Annotated in this window: 16 protein-coding genes, 2 tRNA genes and 1 pseudogene; 10 read left to right on the forward strand and 9 right to left on the reverse strand. The window is 67.5% G+C overall.

What is annotated here, in order from left to right; all coding sequences use genetic code 11:
• Nucleotides 1-147 precede the first annotated feature (147 nt).
• From KHB019_RS02875 to KHB019_RS02895, 5 genes are all read left to right on the forward strand, one after another.
• Nucleotides 148-1,179: a TerC family protein gene (locus KHB019_RS02875; RefSeq protein WP_325471469.1), complete on the forward strand. Its 1,032-nt coding sequence runs from the start codon at nt 148-150 to the stop codon at nt 1,177-1,179.
• A gap of 61 nt (nt 1,180-1,240) precedes the next feature.
• Complete coding sequence (locus tag KHB019_RS02880) at nt 1,241-1,798, forward strand: RNA polymerase sigma factor (RefSeq protein WP_230103336.1); 558 nt, start codon at nt 1,241-1,243, stop codon at nt 1,796-1,798.
• The gene (locus tag KHB019_RS02885; RefSeq protein WP_337458043.1) at nt 1,795-2,904 is read left to right on the forward strand and encodes a DUF4349 domain-containing protein; all 1,110 of its coding nucleotides are present in this window, start codon (nt 1,795-1,797) and stop codon (nt 2,902-2,904) included. The genes KHB019_RS02880 and KHB019_RS02885 overlap by 4 nt, the downstream gene beginning before the upstream one ends.
• Before the next feature lie 59 nt (nt 2,905-2,963).
• The gene (locus tag KHB019_RS02890; protein ID WP_230103338.1) at nt 2,964-3,512 is read left to right on the forward strand and encodes a winged helix-turn-helix domain-containing protein; all 549 of its coding nucleotides are present in this window, start codon (nt 2,964-2,966) and stop codon (nt 3,510-3,512) included.
• A gap of 10 nt (nt 3,513-3,522) precedes the next feature.
• A complete protein-coding gene (locus tag KHB019_RS02895) occupies nt 3,523-4,758 on the forward strand; it encodes an MFS transporter (protein ID WP_230103339.1) in 1,236 nt (411 codons plus the stop codon).
• A gap of 55 nt (nt 4,759-4,813) precedes the next feature.
• Here the strand turns inward: KHB019_RS02895 and KHB019_RS02900 are convergent.
• Nucleotides 4,814-4,886 (reverse strand) — tRNA-Glu (locus KHB019_RS02900).
• A 154-nt stretch (nt 4,887-5,040) separates the two neighbouring features.
• Between KHB019_RS02900 and KHB019_RS02905 the strand changes: the two genes are divergently transcribed.
• The gene (locus KHB019_RS02905; RefSeq protein ID WP_230103340.1) at nt 5,041-5,679 is read left to right on the forward strand and encodes an MBL fold metallo-hydrolase; all 639 of its coding nucleotides are present in this window, start codon (nt 5,041-5,043) and stop codon (nt 5,677-5,679) included.
• Nucleotides 5,680-5,747: 68 nt separating this feature from the next.
• Nucleotides 5,748-6,062: pseudogene (locus KHB019_RS02910) on the forward strand (GNAT family N-acetyltransferase); the annotation flags it as partial.
• Here the strand turns inward: KHB019_RS02910 and KHB019_RS02915 are convergent.
• Both KHB019_RS02915 and pepN read right to left on the reverse strand, forming a co-directional pair.
• Nucleotides 6,021-6,146, reverse strand: a complete 126-nt coding sequence (locus tag KHB019_RS02915; protein ID WP_337458408.1) for a hypothetical protein — start codon at nt 6,144-6,146, stop codon at nt 6,021-6,023. The pseudogene KHB019_RS02910 and the gene KHB019_RS02915 overlap by 42 nt on opposite strands.
• Before the next feature lie 41 nt (nt 6,147-6,187).
• Nucleotides 6,188-8,677, reverse strand: a complete 2,490-nt coding sequence (pepN, locus tag KHB019_RS02920; protein ID WP_337458044.1) for an aminopeptidase N — start codon at nt 8,675-8,677, stop codon at nt 6,188-6,190.
• 219 nt (nt 8,678-8,896) lie between these two features.
• On the opposite strand from pepN, the gene KHB019_RS02925 reads away from it, so the two are divergent.
• The gene (locus KHB019_RS02925; RefSeq protein ID WP_175986543.1) at nt 8,897-9,100 is read left to right on the forward strand and encodes a cold-shock protein; all 204 of its coding nucleotides are present in this window, start codon (nt 8,897-8,899) and stop codon (nt 9,098-9,100) included.
• Between the two features lie 469 nt (nt 9,101-9,569).
• A complete protein-coding gene (locus KHB019_RS02930) occupies nt 9,570-10,238 on the forward strand; it encodes a M23 family metallopeptidase (protein ID WP_230103342.1) in 669 nt (222 codons plus the stop codon).
• A gap of 3 nt (nt 10,239-10,241) precedes the next feature.
• Here the strand turns inward: KHB019_RS02930 and KHB019_RS02935 are convergent, their stop codons facing one another.
• The 4 genes from KHB019_RS02935 to KHB019_RS02950 all read right to left on the reverse strand — a co-directional run bounded on the left by KHB019_RS02935 (nt 10,242) and on the right by KHB019_RS02950 (nt 13,777).
• Nucleotides 10,242-11,225, reverse strand: coding sequence for a DNA topoisomerase IB (locus KHB019_RS02935; RefSeq protein WP_337458045.1), 984 nt, complete (start codon nt 11,223-11,225; stop codon nt 10,242-10,244).
• A 77-nt stretch (nt 11,226-11,302) separates the two neighbouring features.
• Nucleotides 11,303-11,374 (reverse strand) — tRNA-Gln (locus tag KHB019_RS02940).
• Nucleotides 11,375-11,468: 94 nt separating this feature from the next.
• Complete coding sequence (gene gltX, locus KHB019_RS02945) at nt 11,469-12,974, reverse strand: glutamate--tRNA ligase (RefSeq protein ID WP_337458046.1); 1,506 nt, start codon at nt 12,972-12,974, stop codon at nt 11,469-11,471.
• Between the two features lie 32 nt (nt 12,975-13,006).
• Nucleotides 13,007-13,777 (reverse strand): class I SAM-dependent methyltransferase, encoded by a 771-nt coding sequence (locus KHB019_RS02950; protein WP_337458047.1) that lies wholly within the window; start codon nt 13,775-13,777, stop codon nt 13,007-13,009.
• Nucleotides 13,778-14,051: 274 nt separating this feature from the next.
• On the opposite strand from KHB019_RS02950, the gene KHB019_RS02955 reads away from it, so the two are divergent.
• The gene (locus KHB019_RS02955) at nt 14,052-15,296 is read left to right on the forward strand and encodes an acyl-CoA dehydrogenase family protein (RefSeq protein WP_337458048.1); all 1,245 of its coding nucleotides are present in this window, start codon (nt 14,052-14,054) and stop codon (nt 15,294-15,296) included.
• Nucleotides 15,297-15,352: 56 nt separating this feature from the next.
• On the opposite strand, the gene KHB019_RS02960 is transcribed toward KHB019_RS02955, so the two are convergent.
• Entirely contained in the window at nt 15,353-16,609 is a 1,257-nt protein-coding gene (locus KHB019_RS02960; RefSeq protein ID WP_230103347.1) for an MFS transporter, read from the reverse strand.
• Nucleotides 16,606-17,388 carry a fumarylacetoacetate hydrolase family protein gene (locus tag KHB019_RS02965; RefSeq protein WP_337458049.1) on the reverse strand — a complete coding sequence of 261 codons (783 nt, stop codon included), beginning with the start codon at nt 17,386-17,388 and terminating at the stop codon, nt 16,606-16,608. The genes KHB019_RS02960 and KHB019_RS02965 overlap by 4 nt, the downstream gene beginning before the upstream one ends.
• Between the last annotated feature and the right edge of the window lie 3 nt (nt 17,389-17,391).

A 17,391-nucleotide genomic window follows, 5' to 3' on the forward strand; every position in this document is an offset into this window, starting at 1 on the left:
CGTGTAACCTTTCGGGTGCAAGGGGAGTACTCCGACACGGTCGGCTCGTCATTACGGATGCATGTCGCATCCCGGGTCACCGGTTCCCGATCGGGAATGGAGAAGACCTTGGCAGTGATTCCGTCACGCCAGGTATTGGAGCTTCTCTTGAACATCACCCCGCTCGTCTGGGGCGTCACGATCCTCATCACGGTCGCCTTCTTCGTCTACGAGTTCTTCGCTCACGTCCGCAAGCCGCATGAGCCGACCATCGCGGAATCCGCCCGCTGGTCGGTTTTCTACATCAGTCTCGCCCTGCTCTTCGGCGTCGGCATCGGCGTCGTGTCGGGGTGGACGTACGGCGGAGAGTACTTCGCCGGGTACCTCACCGAGAAGGCGCTGTCGATCGACAACCTCTTCGTCTTCCTGATCGTGATGACCGGGTTCGCTGTACCGAAGATCTATCAGCAGAAGGTGCTGATGATCGGCATCGTGATCGCGCTCATCATGCGCGGCGTGTTCATCGCCCTCGGCGCGGCGCTCATCGAGAGCGGTGCGTGGGTGTTCTATCTATTCGGCGCCCTGCTGCTGGCCCTGGCCTATCGTCAGGCCTTCAGTCACGGGGAGAGCGACCCGACGGACAGCTGGTTCGTCCGATCGGTCAGGCGCGTCCTGCCGGTGACCGACGAGTACCACGGCGACAAGCTCACGGTGAAGAAGAACGGCAAGCGCTGGGTCACGCCGATGCTGCTGACCATCGTCGCGATCGGGTTCATCGACCTCGTCTTCGCATTCGACTCGATCCCCGCGATCTACGGTCTCACCTCGGAGGCGTACATCGTCTTCACCGCGAACGCGTTCGCCCTGATGGGCCTGCGTCAGCTCTACTTCCTCGTCGGAGGCCTGCTCGAGCGTCTGGTGTATCTCGCGCAGGGCCTCGCCGTCATTCTCGCCTTCATCGGCGTGAAGCTGGTGCTGCACGCGATGCACGTCAACGAGGTGCCGTTCATCAACGGCGGAGAGCCGATTCTCTGGGCTCCGGAGATCCCCATCTGGTTCTCCCTGATGTTCATCGGCCTGACGATCGCCGTCGCGACCGCCGCCAGCCTGCTGAAGACCCGGGCGAACGGCCGTCGAAGCGGCGCCCCGATCGCATCATCCGCCGACGGCGCTCACGAGGAAGCCTCCATGCGCGACTGATCTTCTGAGACGATGAGGCATCGCGCGACACTCTCCAGTGAGAGACACCGAAAGGAACCGGATGTCGGAACGGTCCGAAGACCAGAACCTCACGTCGCGCGCTGCGGCAGGCGACGAGAGCGCCTTCCGCGAGCTGTACCGCGCACACGTGCGTCCGGTCTACTGGATCGCCCACGGCATCCTCCGCTCCTCCACTGATGCGGAGGATGTGACGCAGGAGACTTTCGTCACCGCGTGGCGGAAGCTCCCCGGCCTCCAGATCGCCGGCGACTCCCTGCTGCCGTGGCTGGCCACGATCTGCCGATTCCAGGCGGCCAATCGGCTGCGCAGGCGTCGCACCGATCAGGCGCACACGACGGATGCGGCCGATGAGAGCCTCCCGGACACCGTGAACGTCGAGGAGCAGGTGATCACAGCGGCGCTGGCCGAGCGCATCGCCGACGAGATCGGCACACTCGGCGAGCTCGACCGCGAGATCTTCCGGCTGTGCGCGGCTGAGGGGTACGCCTATCAGGCGGCAGCGGACGAGCTCGGCGTGTCGACCGGTGTGGTTCGGAACCGTCTCTCCCGTGTGCGCACGCAACTGCGGAGCGCCGTCGATGAAGTGAGAGACGCATGAACGATCAGATTCCAGCGGATGCCGCAGCAGAGCTGCCCGAGCTGCCACAGGCGAGCATCGACAGGATCGAGAAGGCGGTGCTCGCCGATATCGCCGCCGACCGCGCACCGGCTCTGGCATCCGCCGCCGTGCCCGCGAAGCGTCGCACACGTCGTCGTGGGTGGCTGACCGCGGTCGGCATCGCCGCGGCCTTCGTCGTCGGCGTCATGATCACCCCTCCGCTGTTGAACGTCACGAACACCACGGCAGGGAGCTCCGGCGATGTCGCGTTCGTCTCGGACGGCGCGGCCGGCGGAGCGGCCGACACTTCCGCGGGCGACAGCGCCGGCATGGCAGTACCGGAGGGCGCATCCATGGATGCCGCGGCCGAGGCGGACCAGAGCGGGCGGGAGATCATCTCCACTGCCGGGGCGACCGTCCGGGTGCGGGATATCGCGGCTGCCGCGGACGAGATCGCGGGCCTCGCGGACGAGCACGGCGGCTACGTCGAAGCCACGAACCTCTCGGCATCCGGCTTGTCGACCGACGGGAGCACGTCGACCGATGTGAGCATGCCGGCGCCCGAGGGCGTGTACGGGTGGGTCAGCGTCCGCGTGCCTGCGGACGATCTCACCGACGTGATCGCCGCTCTGGCCGACACGGGCACTGTGCTGTCGTCGTCCACCGCGAAGCAGGACGTCACGTCTTCGGCCATCGATCTCCGTGCTCGCGTCAAGGCGACTCAGGCTTCGGTCGATCGCCTGACGGAGCTGATGTCGCAGTCCGGCTCGGTCTCCGAGCTCATCGATGCCGAGGTGGCGCTCACCGACCGTCAGGCGGAGCTCGAGTCGTACACCCAGCAGCTCGTCGCCCTCGAGGATCAGGTGGCGATGTCGTCGCTGCAGGTGCAGCTGACCGAGGCGACGACAGTGGCACCGGCCGAGCCTGCCGGCTTCGCGGACGGACTGCTGGCGGGGTGGAACGGACTGATCGTCTCGCTCAACGCCCTGGTCATCGCTCTCGGGTTCCTGCTGCCGTGGCTCGCCGTCGCCGGAGTGATCGCGCTGATCGTGTGGTGGATCATCCGCAGGCGCCGTCGCACCGTCGCAGCATCCGATATTCCCTGATTTCTCGGGCTATACAAGAAGTCTTGTGAGAACTGTCTCCCGCGCTTAGCGTGGGTGCCATGGAACCCATCGAGGCGATAACGGCCGTGCATCACCCGATGCGCAGGCGCATCGTCGACTACCTCGGTCTGTACGGCGCGAGTCAGGTGACGACGCTGGCGCGCGCGCTCGAGCAGCAGGTCGGCAGCATCAGCCATCACCTGCGGATGCTGGAACGCGCGGGCATCATCGAGCGCGCGGACGATCCGACGGGCGACAAACGCACCAGCTGGTGGCAGCCGTCCAGGACGAGCTTCAGCTGGTCGGTCGACGACTTCGCCGACTCCCCCGCCGACGCGATGCTCGCTCGCGGGGCTGAGCGCGCCAACATCAACACGCAGATCGGAAGGCTGTCGGCCTGGCATCGCAGCGGGAACGCCGACCCGGCGTGGAGCCGAGCGGCCTTCAGCTCCGACACGCTGACCTGGGCGTCTTCCGACGAACTCGCGGCGCTGTCGGCAGCCGTGTCCGCGACGATCGAGACGTGGCGTCGCTCCATCGACAGTACGGATGGCGTCGAACGGCGCCCGGTGTTCGTCTTCGCACACGGATTCCCGACCGCACCGTGACCACCAAACCATGACCGCCACAGAACCGACCCTGCTGCGCGAGCCTCCTCGCTTCTCCCGCGACCTCACGGTCCACGCGTGGATCGTCGTGAAGGCGCTGTCCGACGCCGGCGATGCGATCTGGAGCATCGCGCTCGCGTGGACCGCGGTGCAGATCACCTCACCGGCGATCGCCGGCCTCATCGTCGCGGCAGGCACCGTGCCGCGCGCCGTCATCCTGCTCTTCGGCGGCGTCCTCGCCGATCGAGCCAATGCCCGCCACGTGATGATCGCGTTCAACGTGCTGCGGGTCGCGGTGCTGGTCGGCGTCGCCCTGTGGGTGCTCGGGCATCCGCCGACCGTGCTGGTGCTGCTGCTCGCCGCGATCGCCTTCGGCGCGTGCGACGCGTTCTACGAGCCGTCGGCGGCGACGATCGGTCGGCAGCTCGTCCGGGTGGAGGATCTGCCGTCATACAGCGCGGTGATGCAGACGGCCACCAGACTCGGGACAATGGGCGGCGCGGCGCTCGGCGGATTCCTCGTCGCGTACGCCGGCCTCGTCGGCAGCGCATCGATCAATGCCGTAACCTTCGCGCTCGTCATCGCCTTCATCGCGATCTGGCTTCGGCCCAGGTTCGCGCTGGCCAGGGCAGATCGGGAGTCGGCGCTGCGCGGCATAGCGCGCGGGTTCACACACCTGAAGGATGCTCCGACGACACGCACCCTCGTGATCGCACTGTCCGGTCTCAATCTCGCGGTCGGGCCGGCGACGGGCATCGGGATCGCACTGCGAGCGCACGACGAGGGCTGGGGAGCACAGGCGGTGGGCATCTTCGAGGCGCTGATCGGACTCGGCGCGGCTCTCGGTGCGATCACGGTCGCGAAGTGGCGGCCGCGTCACGAAGCCCTCGGCGGATTCTCGGCGCTCGTCGTGCAGGGCGTCGGGATCATCCTGATCGGAGTCGGGCCGCTGTGGCTGACCGGTGTCGGCAGTCTCGTCATCGGCCTCACTGCTGGTTTCGCATCCGTGCTGCTGAGCGCCACGTTCGCGGCGACGATCGACACCGCGTACCTGGGCCGGATGAGTGCGATCACCCGGCTCGGCGACGACGTGTTCATGCCACTGGCCATGGCAGCTTTCGGAGCGCTGGCTGCGGCGACCGCGACCTGGATCGCGTTCGTGGTGTTCGGCATCGCGCTGGTGGGCATGATGGTCTTCCCGCTGCGCAATCGGCAGTTCCGCGAGTTGACGCTGCGAGCGACCTGATCGCGGCCTCCGGATACGCGAAAACCCCCGGCAGAACCGGGGGTTTTCCGTGTTGTGACCCCAGCGGGATTCGAACCCGCGTTACCGCCGTGAGAGGGCGGCGTACTAGGCCGCTATACGATGGGGCCAGGCCTTGCGGAGCGTTTCCGTCCCGCGACAACCGTTCAAGTATGCCATGAGGTTTTCGAGTCCGCAAAATCGAGGCGAGAGGCTCGCGATTCCCGGGCGCGTCTCTCCCGAACCATGTTTGCCGCGGCCGCCGGAACGGAGTTGACTCTTGGCATGCGCGTAACGAAGCACGAACATGCCGCCCTCCGTCTCGATGAGAGCGGCGAAAGCCTGATCATCGACCCCGGCTCGTTCACCACACCGCTCGATGAGCTGTCCAGCGTGATCGGCGTGGTGCTCACGCACGAGCACCCGGACCACTGGACGCCTGAGCACCTCGACCGCATCCTGCGGGCGGCCCCCGGCACGCCGATCTTCGCTCCCGCAGGCGTGGCTGCGGCTGCGACCGACTACGAGATCACTGTCGTCGCCCCCGGCGACACTGTCACCGCAGGACGCTTCACGCTGCGCTTCTTCGGCGGCGAGCACGCTCTGATCCACTCTTCGATCCCGCTCGTGCAGAACGTCGGCGTGCTGGTGAACGACCAGCTGTATTACCCCGGCGACTCGTACGCCGTGCCTGAGGGAGTCGATGTCGACACTCTTGCAGCGCCGGCAGGGGCGCCGTGGCTCAAGATCGGCGAAGCCATGGACTTCGTCCTGGCGGTTCGGCCCCGTCGGGCCTTCGCCGTGCACGACATGACCCTGTCGGTCATCGGCCGCAACATGCACCGTCAGCGGCTGCAGTGGGCGACCGAGCAGAACGGCGGCGAGTTCTTCGAGCTCGACCCCGGCGATGCACTCGACCTGTGAACAGGCTGCTCCCCGCTCCCACCGCGCGGTTGCGGTTCCGCGAGATGACTCCTGCCGATCTCGACGACATGGCCGCGCTCCTCGGAGACCCGGAGGTCATGACGTTCTACCCGGCGCCGAAGACGCGCGATGAGAGCGTCGAGTGGATCGAACGCATGCAGGAGCGCTACGCGATCGACGGTCATGGCCTGTGGCTCGTCGAGACCCACGGCGGCGAGTTCGTCGGCGACTGCGGCATCACGTGGCAGTCGTACAACGAGACCCCGGTCCGCGAGATCGGGTACCACGTCCGCCGCGGCCTCCAGGGACGGGGCCTGGCGACCGAAGCCGCCCTTGCCTGCCTAGAGCTCGTCAGGGACGAGTTCGCGCCGACGCTTCTCACCGCGATCATCCACCCCGACAACACCGCGTCGCGACGCGTCGCAGAGCACCTCGGGATGACGCACATCGCCGATGACCATGCGCACCCGTGGATCGTGCGCACGGTCATGGGGATGACCGTCGAACCTCAGCCGTCGAGCTGCCCCTGCGCGGCACGCACTCGCAGGTCGCGGGCGAGGTTGTCCCGCTGTTCGATCACGAGGCGACGGAGCGCCGCGGGGGCCGATTCATTGGCCGAGAGCCAGCCGTCGACGAGGACGAGATCCTCGGAGGCCGGGAACAGTCCGAGCACGAGCCTGCGGGCGAGTTCGATGCTCCGGTTCTGCCACGCGCCGGCGATCCGCTCGAAGTAGCCCTCATCCAGTGATGCGATGAGATCACGGCGGCCACCGGCGCGCACGCCGCCGATCGTCGCGCTGAGATGATCGTTGCTGAGCGACTCGTCCTCCCAGGCCGCGTGCCAGGCGACCAGACGAGACTCGGCGATCGGCTGCGACCACAGCGCGCGCACGGCGGCGGTACGGCCGCTGGCCGTGCCGTCGCGCTCGAGCTCAGCGGAGACGTCGTCGGCATTCGCGTGACCTGTCGTGCACAGGGCGATCATCAGCTCCCAGCGGAGATCGGGATCGATGCGCAGACCGGCAGGGGCGTCGCCGTCGAGGATGCCTCGTACGTCTGCGGCTCTGCCGGCATCCATCGCCGCCGCGGCGGCGAACGCGCGCGCCCACGACAGCTGGGCATCGCTCCCCTGCTCGGCGTTCTGAAGCGACGCCCAGGTCGTCTCCAGCCAGGCGCGCCCGGCATCCTGGCGCGCAGCATCCGGCAGGTAATGTCCGATGGCATGCGCAGCGTTGGCGAGAACGCCCGCGAGGAGGCCGATGTTGTCCTCTGCCGGCGCGTGGGCGCCGACGATCGCCAGGTAGCGAGCGGTCGAGAGCTCGCCGTCGCGGGTGGCGTTCCACAGCGACGACCACACGAGGGCGCGCGGCAATGGTTCGAGTGTCGACAGCGCCTGTTCGACGGCGTCGAGGGAACGCGCATCGAGACGTGCCTTGGCATAGGTGAGGTCGTCGTCGTTGATGAGGACGAGGTCGGCGCCTCCGACGTCGATCGCTGCCCGCTCGTCGGACAGATCGACTTCGATCGTCTCCCGCCGTGTCAGGGTCCCCTCTGAGAGCTGGTAGCGGCCGACACGCAGCCGGTGCGACCGAGGGTCGCTCTGCACGAGGACCTGCCCGTCGCCGGCGTCCTCGAGCCGGATCGTCGACATGCCGGTGGTCTCCAACCAGGCCCGAGACCAGGCGCGCACATCGCGACCCGATGCCGCTTCGAGCTCGACCAGCAGGTCCTCGAGCGTCGTGTTGCCGTAGGCGTGAGCGGCGAAGTACCGACGAGCGCCCTCGAAGAAGTTCTCCTCGCCGACGAAGGCGACGAGCTGCTTGAGAACGGCGGCGCCCTTGGCGTAGGTGATGCCGTCGAAATTCAGTTTGGCCGCTTCGAGGTCGGTGATGTCAGCCACGATCGGATGCGTCGTCGGCAGCTGATCCTGCTGATACGCCCACGACTTGCGGTTCGCTGCGAAGCGGACCCAGGCGTCGGTGAAGCGCGTCGCGGCGGCCGAGGCGTGCGCGCCCATGTAGTCGGCGAACGACTCCTTGAGCCAGAGGTCGTCCCACCACCGCATCGTGACGAGGTCGCCGAACCACATGTGCGCCATCTCATGGAGGATCGTGTTGGCTCTGCCGCCGCGCTGCGCGTCGGTCGCGGCTCCGCGTGACAGGTACGCCTCGGTGAAGGTCACGAGCCCTGGGTTCTCCATCGCGCCGAGGTTGTACTCGGGCACGAAGATCTGGTCGTACTTGCCCCAGGGGTACGGGAACGCGAACGCGTCGGTGAAGAAGTCGAGGCCCTGCTTCGTCACCTCGATGATCTCGTCCGCTTCGAGGAACTCCGCGAGCGATGGCCGGCACAGCACTCCGAGGGCGACGACCTGGTCGCCGCGCGTCCATTCCGCGTCGACACGGTGATACGGCCCGGCTGCGACGGAGGTTATGTAGCTGGACAGCGGCAGCGTCGGCGCGAACTCGACGGTCTGCACCTCGCCCTGCTCGGAGACGCTGACGGCGCTCTGGTTCGACAGCACGTGCCAGCCGATCGGCGCGTGGACGACGAACGTGTATGCGGCCTTCATGTCCGGCTGCTCGAAGCAGGCCATGACGCGTCGCGCGTCGGCAGGCTCGTACTGCGTGTAGAGATACGTCTCGCCGTCGACGGGATCCACGAACCGGTGCAGACCCTCGCCGGATCGCGAGTAGCTGCCTGTGGCTTCGATCGTCACCGTGTTGGATGCCGCGAGGCCCCTGATCGTGACGCGAGCACCGTCGTACTCGACCGGCTGGTCCGCGCCGTTGACCGTGACCCGCTGGATGTCTTCGCCGATGAAGTCGATCCAGGTGTCCGGGGTCGTGGCGTCGAAGCTCAGCGTGGTGGTGGATCCGAAGCCCGTCCGCGCCAGGTCGCGTGCCTGACGGAGGTCGAGCTCGACGCGGATCTCGTGGACGGTGACGTGCGCAGATCGTGCAGCCGTCTCTTCCCTGGTCAGGTTCGCTGAGGTCATGGCACCATCGTTTCATGCCGGCCGAGAGAACCAGGGGCTGACGTTCAGCGGCGCATCCGTTAGGCTGGACGTGTTCGTCCGCCTTCATCTACCTCACCCTCTCGGGCATGCCACGCCGCTTCTACGCCGCTTCCCGGGAGTTTCTGACACCGCCGCACCAGTTCAACGCGCGGCTGACGGGTCGATGATCGGCCCACCGAACACCAAAGGAAACACAGCATGGCCACTGGCACTGTCAAATGGTTCAACTCCGACAAGGGCTACGGCTTCATCGCTCCCGATGACGGCTCTGCCGACGTCTTCGCGCACTTCAGCGCGATCCAGTCGTCCGGCTACCGCAACCTCGAGGAAGCGCAGAAGGTCGAGTTCGACACGGAGCAGGGCCCCAAGGGCCCCCAGGCGACGAACATTCGTCCGCTCTGATCCGAGCTTTTGAAGGCCCGGTGCCGCAGTTTCGCGGAACCGGGCCTTTGCCATGTCACGGCTCGACTTGACGATCGTCGACGGTAACGCGTACATTACAGAACGGTAACGGTCCCACCCGAAGGGATCGACGACGAGCAATCCTGCTCTGCCGGAAGGATCCCTCACGACTTCAGCACTACCCGAGCGCGCGCCCGAACTCGCCTCGGCCACCAGCCCCGTCACGCCTCGACCGCAGCTGCGGCGAGACCTGCGCCGCTCGTCGACCCCCGACGCGCAGCGGCCGGCAGCACCCACTGCCGCTTCTGAGCAGGACGCCTCCGCGGCAGCACCCACCGCACCGCGCGCAGCCGCTCGCACGGCGCCGTCGGCTCCTGCCTCGCGACAGCACAAGCCGCGCCGCACGGGCCATACGCATCGCCCGTGGGCCAAGACGAAGGCGCTGGGAGCAACGCTCGCCGTCGGCGCGATGATCACGGGTGCAGCGCTCCCCGCGCTCAACCCCGATGCCGATCCCGTGGCGGCGACCACCGGTCTCAACGTCACGACCGAAGCGGCCGCGAACCCCCAGTCGTACAGCTCGACGGACGAGATCCGCGCTGAGATCGCCCCTCGGGGCAACTTCTCGGCCACGACGCCGGCCGAGATCGAGGAGACGCGCTCGCAGGCGGTCGCCGCAGCGTTGTCGGCGGGCATGCCTCTGGCCAGTGCCGTGGACATTCCGATCGCCGATGAGGTTCTCATGCCGATGGCAGCGGGCACCTACTCGTTCACCGATGGCTTCGGCGCCTCGCGCCCCGGCCGGTCCCACCTCGGCCAGGACTTCGCAGCCCCGGTCGGCACTCCGATCCGTGCGGCGATGGACGGCTGTGTCTCGCGCTCCACCGAGAGCTACCAGGGCTACGGCGTGACGATCCAGATCGAGAGCATCCTCGACGGGCGTTCGGTCAGCACCGTTTACTCGCACATGACCAACGGCAGCCGCGCCGTCCAGGTCGGCGACTGCGTGCAGGCCGGCGACTACCTCGCCGACGTCGGCTCGACGGGATACGTCTTCGGCTCGTGCCTGCACTTCGAGGTGCATGTCGACAGCACGCCGGTCGACCCGATGCCCTGGCTCTCCGCCAACGTGCGCTGACGCTCAGCGCTTCTGCAGCACCTTCAGCACGCACTGCTCTTCGACGGTGAGGTGTTTGCGCGGCCGCATCCGCGACATCGCTCGGCGCACGGCTGGAATCGTGACGCCGTCCTCGAACGCGCCGAACACACGCGGATCGATGTAGGAGTCCCTCGTCACGGCCGGCGTGTTGCCCAGACGCTCAGCGACGTCAGCGATCACATCACGCACCACCGCGGCGCCCGCCGTGTCGTCGTCGCTCTCCAGCGCGAGCAGCGCCGACGTCGCGAGCAGCGTGCCGCCCCACGTGCGGAAGTCCTTCGCGGTGAATTCCTCCCCCATATGCCGCTTGACGTATGCGTTCACGCGCTTGCTGTCGACGTCGTGCAGGATGCCGTCCTCGTCGAAGAACCGGAAGATCTCGTGCCCGGGCATCTGCTCCAGCTGTGCGAGCACCCGGACGAGCTGCGGATCACGCACGGTCTTGACATGCCGCTTCCCGCTCTTACCTACGTAGTCGAACGTCACCTTCGTCGAGGAGACGTCCGTGTGCTTCCGCCGGAGCGTCGTGACACCGTAGTGGCCGTACGCACGCGCGTACTCGGCATTGCCGACGCGGAAGAACTCCTGGTCGATCAGCTTGACCACGCAGGCCACGACCTTGTCCTCGTCGAGCCGTCGACGCCGCAGATCCTTCTCGACCTGCTTGCGCAGCCGTGGCAGGCGCTCGGCGAAGAGCAGGACGCGTGCGAACTTCTTCTTCTCCTGCCGCCGGCGGTATGACGGTCCGTAGAGCGTCTGCGTGCGTCCTGCCGCGTCGATGCCCCTGGCGAGCACTTTGGACGACGATGAGCGCGATATCTCGACGTCCGTCCAGGCCGGCGGTATCGCGAGCTTCTCGATCCGCGCGATCTCGCGCGCGGCGGTGATCCGCCGGCGACCATCGCGATAGACGGTCTGTCCTGCAACGTCCTGCCGCGTGATCGGCAGCCGGGGTGTGCGGCTCATGGTTCCTGAATCATACCCGCGGCAGCGGGGCTTCCGAACAGCAGAAAACCCCCGCCTGAGCGGGGGTTCTTTCACTGCTGGGGTACCTGGACTCGAACCAAGAATGGCGGTACCAGAAACCGCTGTGTTGCCAATTACACCATACCCCAAGGGCGAAACCGGAGCCTCGCACCGAGGTACTACTCTACCCGACTTCGGCGGTGCCGCCAAAACGCGGCCGGGCTCTCGGGCGAGTCGTGCGGCTCAGCCGCGCAGGTGCTCGGCCAGCGCGACCAGGCGCCGGAGCGACTCGTCCTTCCCGAGCAGTTCCATCGACTCGAACAGGGGCGGCGAGACTCGACGACCGGTGATCGCGACACGGGGCGGGCCATAGGCGACACGCGGCTTGAGCTCGAGGTTCTCGACCAGAGCCGTGGCGAGAGCATCCTGGATCCTCTCCGGGGTGAACTCCGAGACGGGCTGCAGAGCCACCACGCACGCCTCCAGGACCTCGGCCGCGTTCGCCGGCAGACCCTTGAGCGCGTCCGCGTCGTACGAGACCTCGTCGACGAACAGGAACCCGACCATGCCCGGCACATCCCCGAGCAGCTGCACGCGCTCCTGCACGAGCGGCGCGACGCGGAACGCGAGCACCAGCTGCTCGTGCGTCGGCTCGTCGAAGAGACCGGCTGCGGCGAGGTACGGGATGGTCCGCTCGGCGAAGTCCTTCTCTCCCAGCATCCGGATGTGATCGCCGTTGATCGACTCGGCCTTCTTCTGGTCGAAACGTGCCGGGTTCGGGTTCACGTTCTCGATGTCGAAGGCGGCGATGAACTCGTCGAGCGAGAAGACGTCGCGGTCGGGGCCGATCGACCAGCCCAGAAGCGCGAGGTAGTTCAGCAGGCCCTCGTGGATGAATCCGCGGTCGCGGTGCAGGAACAGATCGGCCTGCGGATCGCGCTTGGAGAGCTTCTTGTTGCCGGTCTCGCCCAGCACGAGAGGCATGTGCGCGAAGCGCGGGACGAAGGTCGTGACGCCGGCGTCGACGAGCGCCGCGTACAGCGCGAGCTGGCGCGCCGTCGAGGGCATGAGGTCCTCGCCGCGCAGCACGTGGGTGATGCCCATGAGAGCGTCGTCCACCGGGTTGACGAAGGTGTAGAGCGGGATGCCGTTGGGCCGCACGACGACGAAGTCGGGGAAGGATCCGGCGGGGAATGTGACCTCGCCGCGGATCAGGTCGACGTAGGTGAGATCCTCGTCCGGCACGCGCAGGCGCAGCGCCGGCTGACGTCCTTCGGCGCGGAACGCCGCCTTCTGCTCGTCGGTGAGATCGCGGTCGTGGTTGTCGTAGCCGAGCTGCTTGGCGCGACCGTTCGCCTCGTTGCGGGCGTCGATCTCGTCCGCGTTGGAGAAGCTCTCGTAGATGGCCCCTGCGGCGAGCAGCTTGTCGATGACCTCACGATAGATGTCGTGGCGCTGCGACTGGCGGTACGGCGCGTGCGGGCCACCCACCTCGACGCCCTCGTCCCAGTCGATCTCCATCCAGCGCAGCGCGTCCAGCAGCTGCTGGTAGCTCTCCTCGCTGTCACGCGCTGCGTCGGTGTCTTCGATGCGGAACACGAGCTTGCCGCTGTTGTGGCGCGCGTACGCCCAGTTGAAGAGCGCCGTGCGGATCAGGCCGACGTGCGGCAGGCCCGTCGGCGACGGGCAGAAGCGGACGCGGACGTCCGAACCGGATGCGGTGGTGGTGAGGGGATGCGGGGTAGCCATAGCCCCTCAATCCTACGCGTGCGCGTGCCCCCTCAACGGGCCCGTCCGATGGCCAGGGCGGCCGTGTGGTCCAGGGCGATGACACCGCCCGAGGTCCGCTCGTCGCAGAGCTCGTCGAACGCGCGTCTGAAGAGCGGTCGATCGCTCGGATCGAGCGCCAGGTAGAACGCGCCGGCCGAGGCGACGCCGCCCTCGGCAGAGGCCCAGAGCGCGTCAGGATGCGCCTGCCAGGTCCACGTGATCTCGGAGATATCGACGGCATGCCACCCGCCGTCAGTCAGCATCCGTCCGAACCCGGGCGGAGTGCGCTCGAAGTCCTTGTCGGGTGGAAGCCGTTCGCCCGCGGCCGGCGTCAGGCCGGCGCGTTCGCAGACCCCGGCCCAGAACCATGACGGGGATACCGTCCAGATCGTTGCGACGAGCGGCGCGCCGGCCACCGCAACTCTGGCCATCTCGCGGGCGGCCGCACGCGGATCGGGCACGTGATTGAGTACGAAGTTCGCGGTGACCGCGTCGAATGCGGCATCCGGATACGGAAGCTCGGGCAGAGCGCCGGGAACGAATTCGAGGGTCGGATGCTGCGTAACGGCGATCTCGCGCATCGTCGGCTCCGGCTCGCAGCCGGTCACCGTCCACCCGGCACGGGCGAGGGCTGCGGCCAGAGTGCCAGTGCCGGAGCCGACGTCGATCAGACGGCGCGAATCCGACGGGCCCAGAGCGGACGCGATCCGGTCGACTGTGCCGGCGCAGAGCGCCGCGTAGGACGCCGCATAGGCCGCGCCGACGCCGCGCCAGGCCTTCATGACGCGAACTCCCCTGGCACGGGAGGTTCGACCCCGGATGCGGGGGTGGAGAGAGGATGCGGCGTCGCCATAGACCCTCGATCCTATCGAGGCGAGTTCGCCGCCAACGGCGTCATAGCCGGTAACACGCCCACACCTGGGGTAACACGCACACACCTGCGGTAACAACCGTCGCGTCAGCGAATCCGGCCCATAGTCTTGCCGCACTCGATCGCACTCCATCGGACTTCGGGCGATCAGTCCACCGATATCCACCAACCGAAAGGGCACGACCATGACAACCACCACCCCCGCTGCCACGGCGCTCGTCGATCGCTGGCGAGATGCACCACGGCCCGCGAAGAGCGACGAATGGCTGAGTCGCGCCCAGGAGGTGGCGGACATTCTCGCCGCCGATGCCGTAGAACGTGATCGCGTCGGCGCCACGCCGCGTGCTGAGGTCCAGCTGCTCAAGGACTCGGGCCTCGTGACGCTGCTGGGTCCAGCAGCCCACGGCGGAGCCGGCGAGAGCTGGGACGTCGCGTACAAGGTCATCCGCACCATCGCGCGCGGTGACGGCTCCATCGGTCAGCTGCTCGGCTATCACTACCTCTGGGCATGGGCTGCACGGCTGGTCGCAACCGATGAGCAGATCGCAGTGGTCGAAGAGCTGTACACGACGAACAACTACCTGTTCGGCGGCGCCGTCAACCCGCGCGATTCCGACCTGGTGATCCGCGAGGACGGCGACGACCTCGTCTTCTCGGGGCACAAGTCGTTCTCAACCGGCGGACAGATCTCTGACCTCACCGTCCTGGAGGGCGTGCTCGAGGGCACCGGGACGCACATCTTCGCGATCGTTCCGACAGCTCAGGAGGGCATCGTCTTCGCCGATGATTGGAACAGTCTCGGACAGCGTCTGACAGAATCCGGCTCGGTGGACATCCGCGACGTGCGGGTTCCCTGGGCATCGGCGGCAGGCTTCGTCGACAAGGTGTTTCAGCCGCTGACCTACAACACCCTCAATGTGCCGGCGATCCAATTGGTCTTCGCGAACTTCTACCTCGGCATCGCGCAGGGCGCGCTGGAGACGGCATCCGCATATACCCGCACCACCACCCGCGCGTGGCCCTACGGCGGCGACGACAAGAAGCACGCCAGCGAGGAGTGGTATCTGCTCGAGGGATACGGCACGCTGCAGTCGAAGCTGTGGGCGGATGAGGCTCTCCTCGATGCGGCCGGAGCGGAGATCAGCGCGGTGCTGCACGCACCCCGTGGCGAACTCACCGAGCGGCGACGGGGCGAGCTCGCCGTGCGGATCGCGGCCGGGAAACTGCGCATCGTCGACGACGGGCTCGAGGTCGCCACGAAGGTGTACGAGCTCACGGGCGCCCGCGCCTCTGCGAACTCCGTGGGCCTGGACATCTTCTGGCGCAATCTGCGCACGCACAGCCTGCACGACCCGATCGCCTACAAGAAGCGCGAGGTCGGCGAGTACGTGCTGCTGAACCAGGTGCCGGAACCCACCTGGTACACCTGAGCACTCAGCGAGGTGCGCGTGAGGCCGTCACTGCGAGGATCGGCGCGGAGACAGCCTCACGCCGCGCGCATCCGCCCCAGCGGGGATGCGACGACGATCGCGAGGACGAGGACGGATGCCGCGACAGCCAGCCCGCCGTACTGGAAGTTCGACAGGATGACGCCGGCAAGCACCGCTCCCCCCGCAGCGGAGAAGCTCATCAACGAGTCGCTGCGGCCTTGTCGACGGGTTCGGAGGGCGGGCATCGTGGCCTCGGTCAGGAGGGCAGCGCCCGATACCGTGGCCGCGCTCCAGCCGAGCCCGAGCAGGACCAGCGCAACCATCACGCCCCACGCCTGATCGTTCGCGAACATCGCGAACAGCAGCGACGCCGCGAGCAGGGCCTGACCGAGCAGCACGACCCTGAGCCGGCCCCACCGGTCGGCGAGGATGCCGAAGACCGGAGAGAGCGCGTACATCCCCGCGACGTGCATCGCGATCGTCACACCGACGAGCGACGAGATGTCGGCCGGCGTCGCATGCCCTCCGTGCGCTCCGTGGGCCATGTGTGCGAGATGGATCGGCGTCATCGCCATGACCGATGCCATCGTCACGTGCGATGCGGCGATGGCGAACATGGCGTAACGAGCGACGAGCGGATGGTCGCGCCGCTCCTCCACCGTGTTCTGGTCGGCGCCTGCGGCCATGATGCGCTGCGCGAGCAGCAGCGGATCGGGCCGCAGCGCCACGATGTACAGCACGAACGCCGCGACCTGAGCGACCAGCGAGAACAGGTACGAGCCGGTCTGCGGCGGCATCCCGATCGCTTGGCCTAGCACCTCACCCGGGCCGAGCAGTAGAGGGCCGGCGACTCCCCCCACGGTCGTCGCCCACACGACGATCGACAGATCCCGGCCGCGATGGTGAGAACTCGCGAGGTCTGTGGCAGCGAAACGGGACTGAAGGTTGCCGGCGTTGCCTGCGCCGATCAGCACGATGCCGACGAGCAGAAGCGGGAACACGCGCAGCGCCGCGGCGAGGATCACGATCCCGATCCCGATCAGGGCGAACAGGTTGCCGAGGGTCAGCGCCCGCCTGCGGCCGAGCTTCGTGGCCAGACGCGCGAGCGGTATCGCGCACAGCGCGGCGCCGAGCGTGACGGATGCTGTTGCCAGGCCCGAGAGCGCGTCGTCACCGGAGATGTCGGCGGCCAGCAGCGCACCGAGCGAAACGGTTGCGCCGAACGCGATGCCGCCGAGCACCTGTCCGGCCGAGAGGATGGCGACCGTGCGTCGCTGAACCGCCTGCTGCTGCGCGACGGTCGGCAGTGTCATGCGACCGGCAGCGCGTCGCGTACCGTGTTGCGCAGGATGCCGATGCCGGACACCTCGACCTCGATGGTGTCACCGGCGACGAACGGGCCGACACCGGCCGGTGTTCCGGTGAGGATGACGTCGCCCGGCAGCAGCGTGAACACGGCGGATGCGTACTCGATGATGTCGGCGACGGAGTGGATCATGTCGCTCAGCGGCGCGTGTTGGCGGACCTCGCCGTTCACGCGGGTCTCGATGCTGGCATCCTCATCGTCGAACTCGGTCTCGATGACGGGCCCGAGGGGGCAGAAGGTGTCGAAGCCCTTCCCGCGCGTCCACTGGCCGTCCTTCTTCTGAAGGTCGCGTGCGGTGACATCGTTCGCGACGGTGAAGCCGAGGACGTAATCGAGCGCGTCCTCCGCCTTGACGTTCTTCGCGATGCGGCCGATGACGACGGCGAGCTCGCCCTCGTGCTCTGTCCGTTCGGACAGCGTGGGACGCACGATGGTGTCACCCGGCCCGATGACCGACGTGTTCGGCTTCAGGAACAACAGCGGCTCCTCTGGTGCCACGCCGCCCATCTCGGCTGCGTGGTCGTGGTAGTTCTTTCCGACGCAGACGACCTTCGACCGAGGGATCACCGGGGCGAGCAGCGCGGCATCCGCCAGCGGAACCCGCTCCCCCGTCGTCTCGAAACCGGCGAACATCGGGTCGCCGGCGAGCACGACCAGCTCCTGCTCGTCGTCGTCGAGGATCCCGTACTGGATGGCGTCGTTGTGGCTGAACCGGGCGATCTTCACCCG

This window comes from Microbacterium sp. KHB019, from assembly GCF_037285405.1.
Lineage (GTDB): Bacteria > Actinomycetota > Actinomycetes > Actinomycetales > Microbacteriaceae > Microbacterium.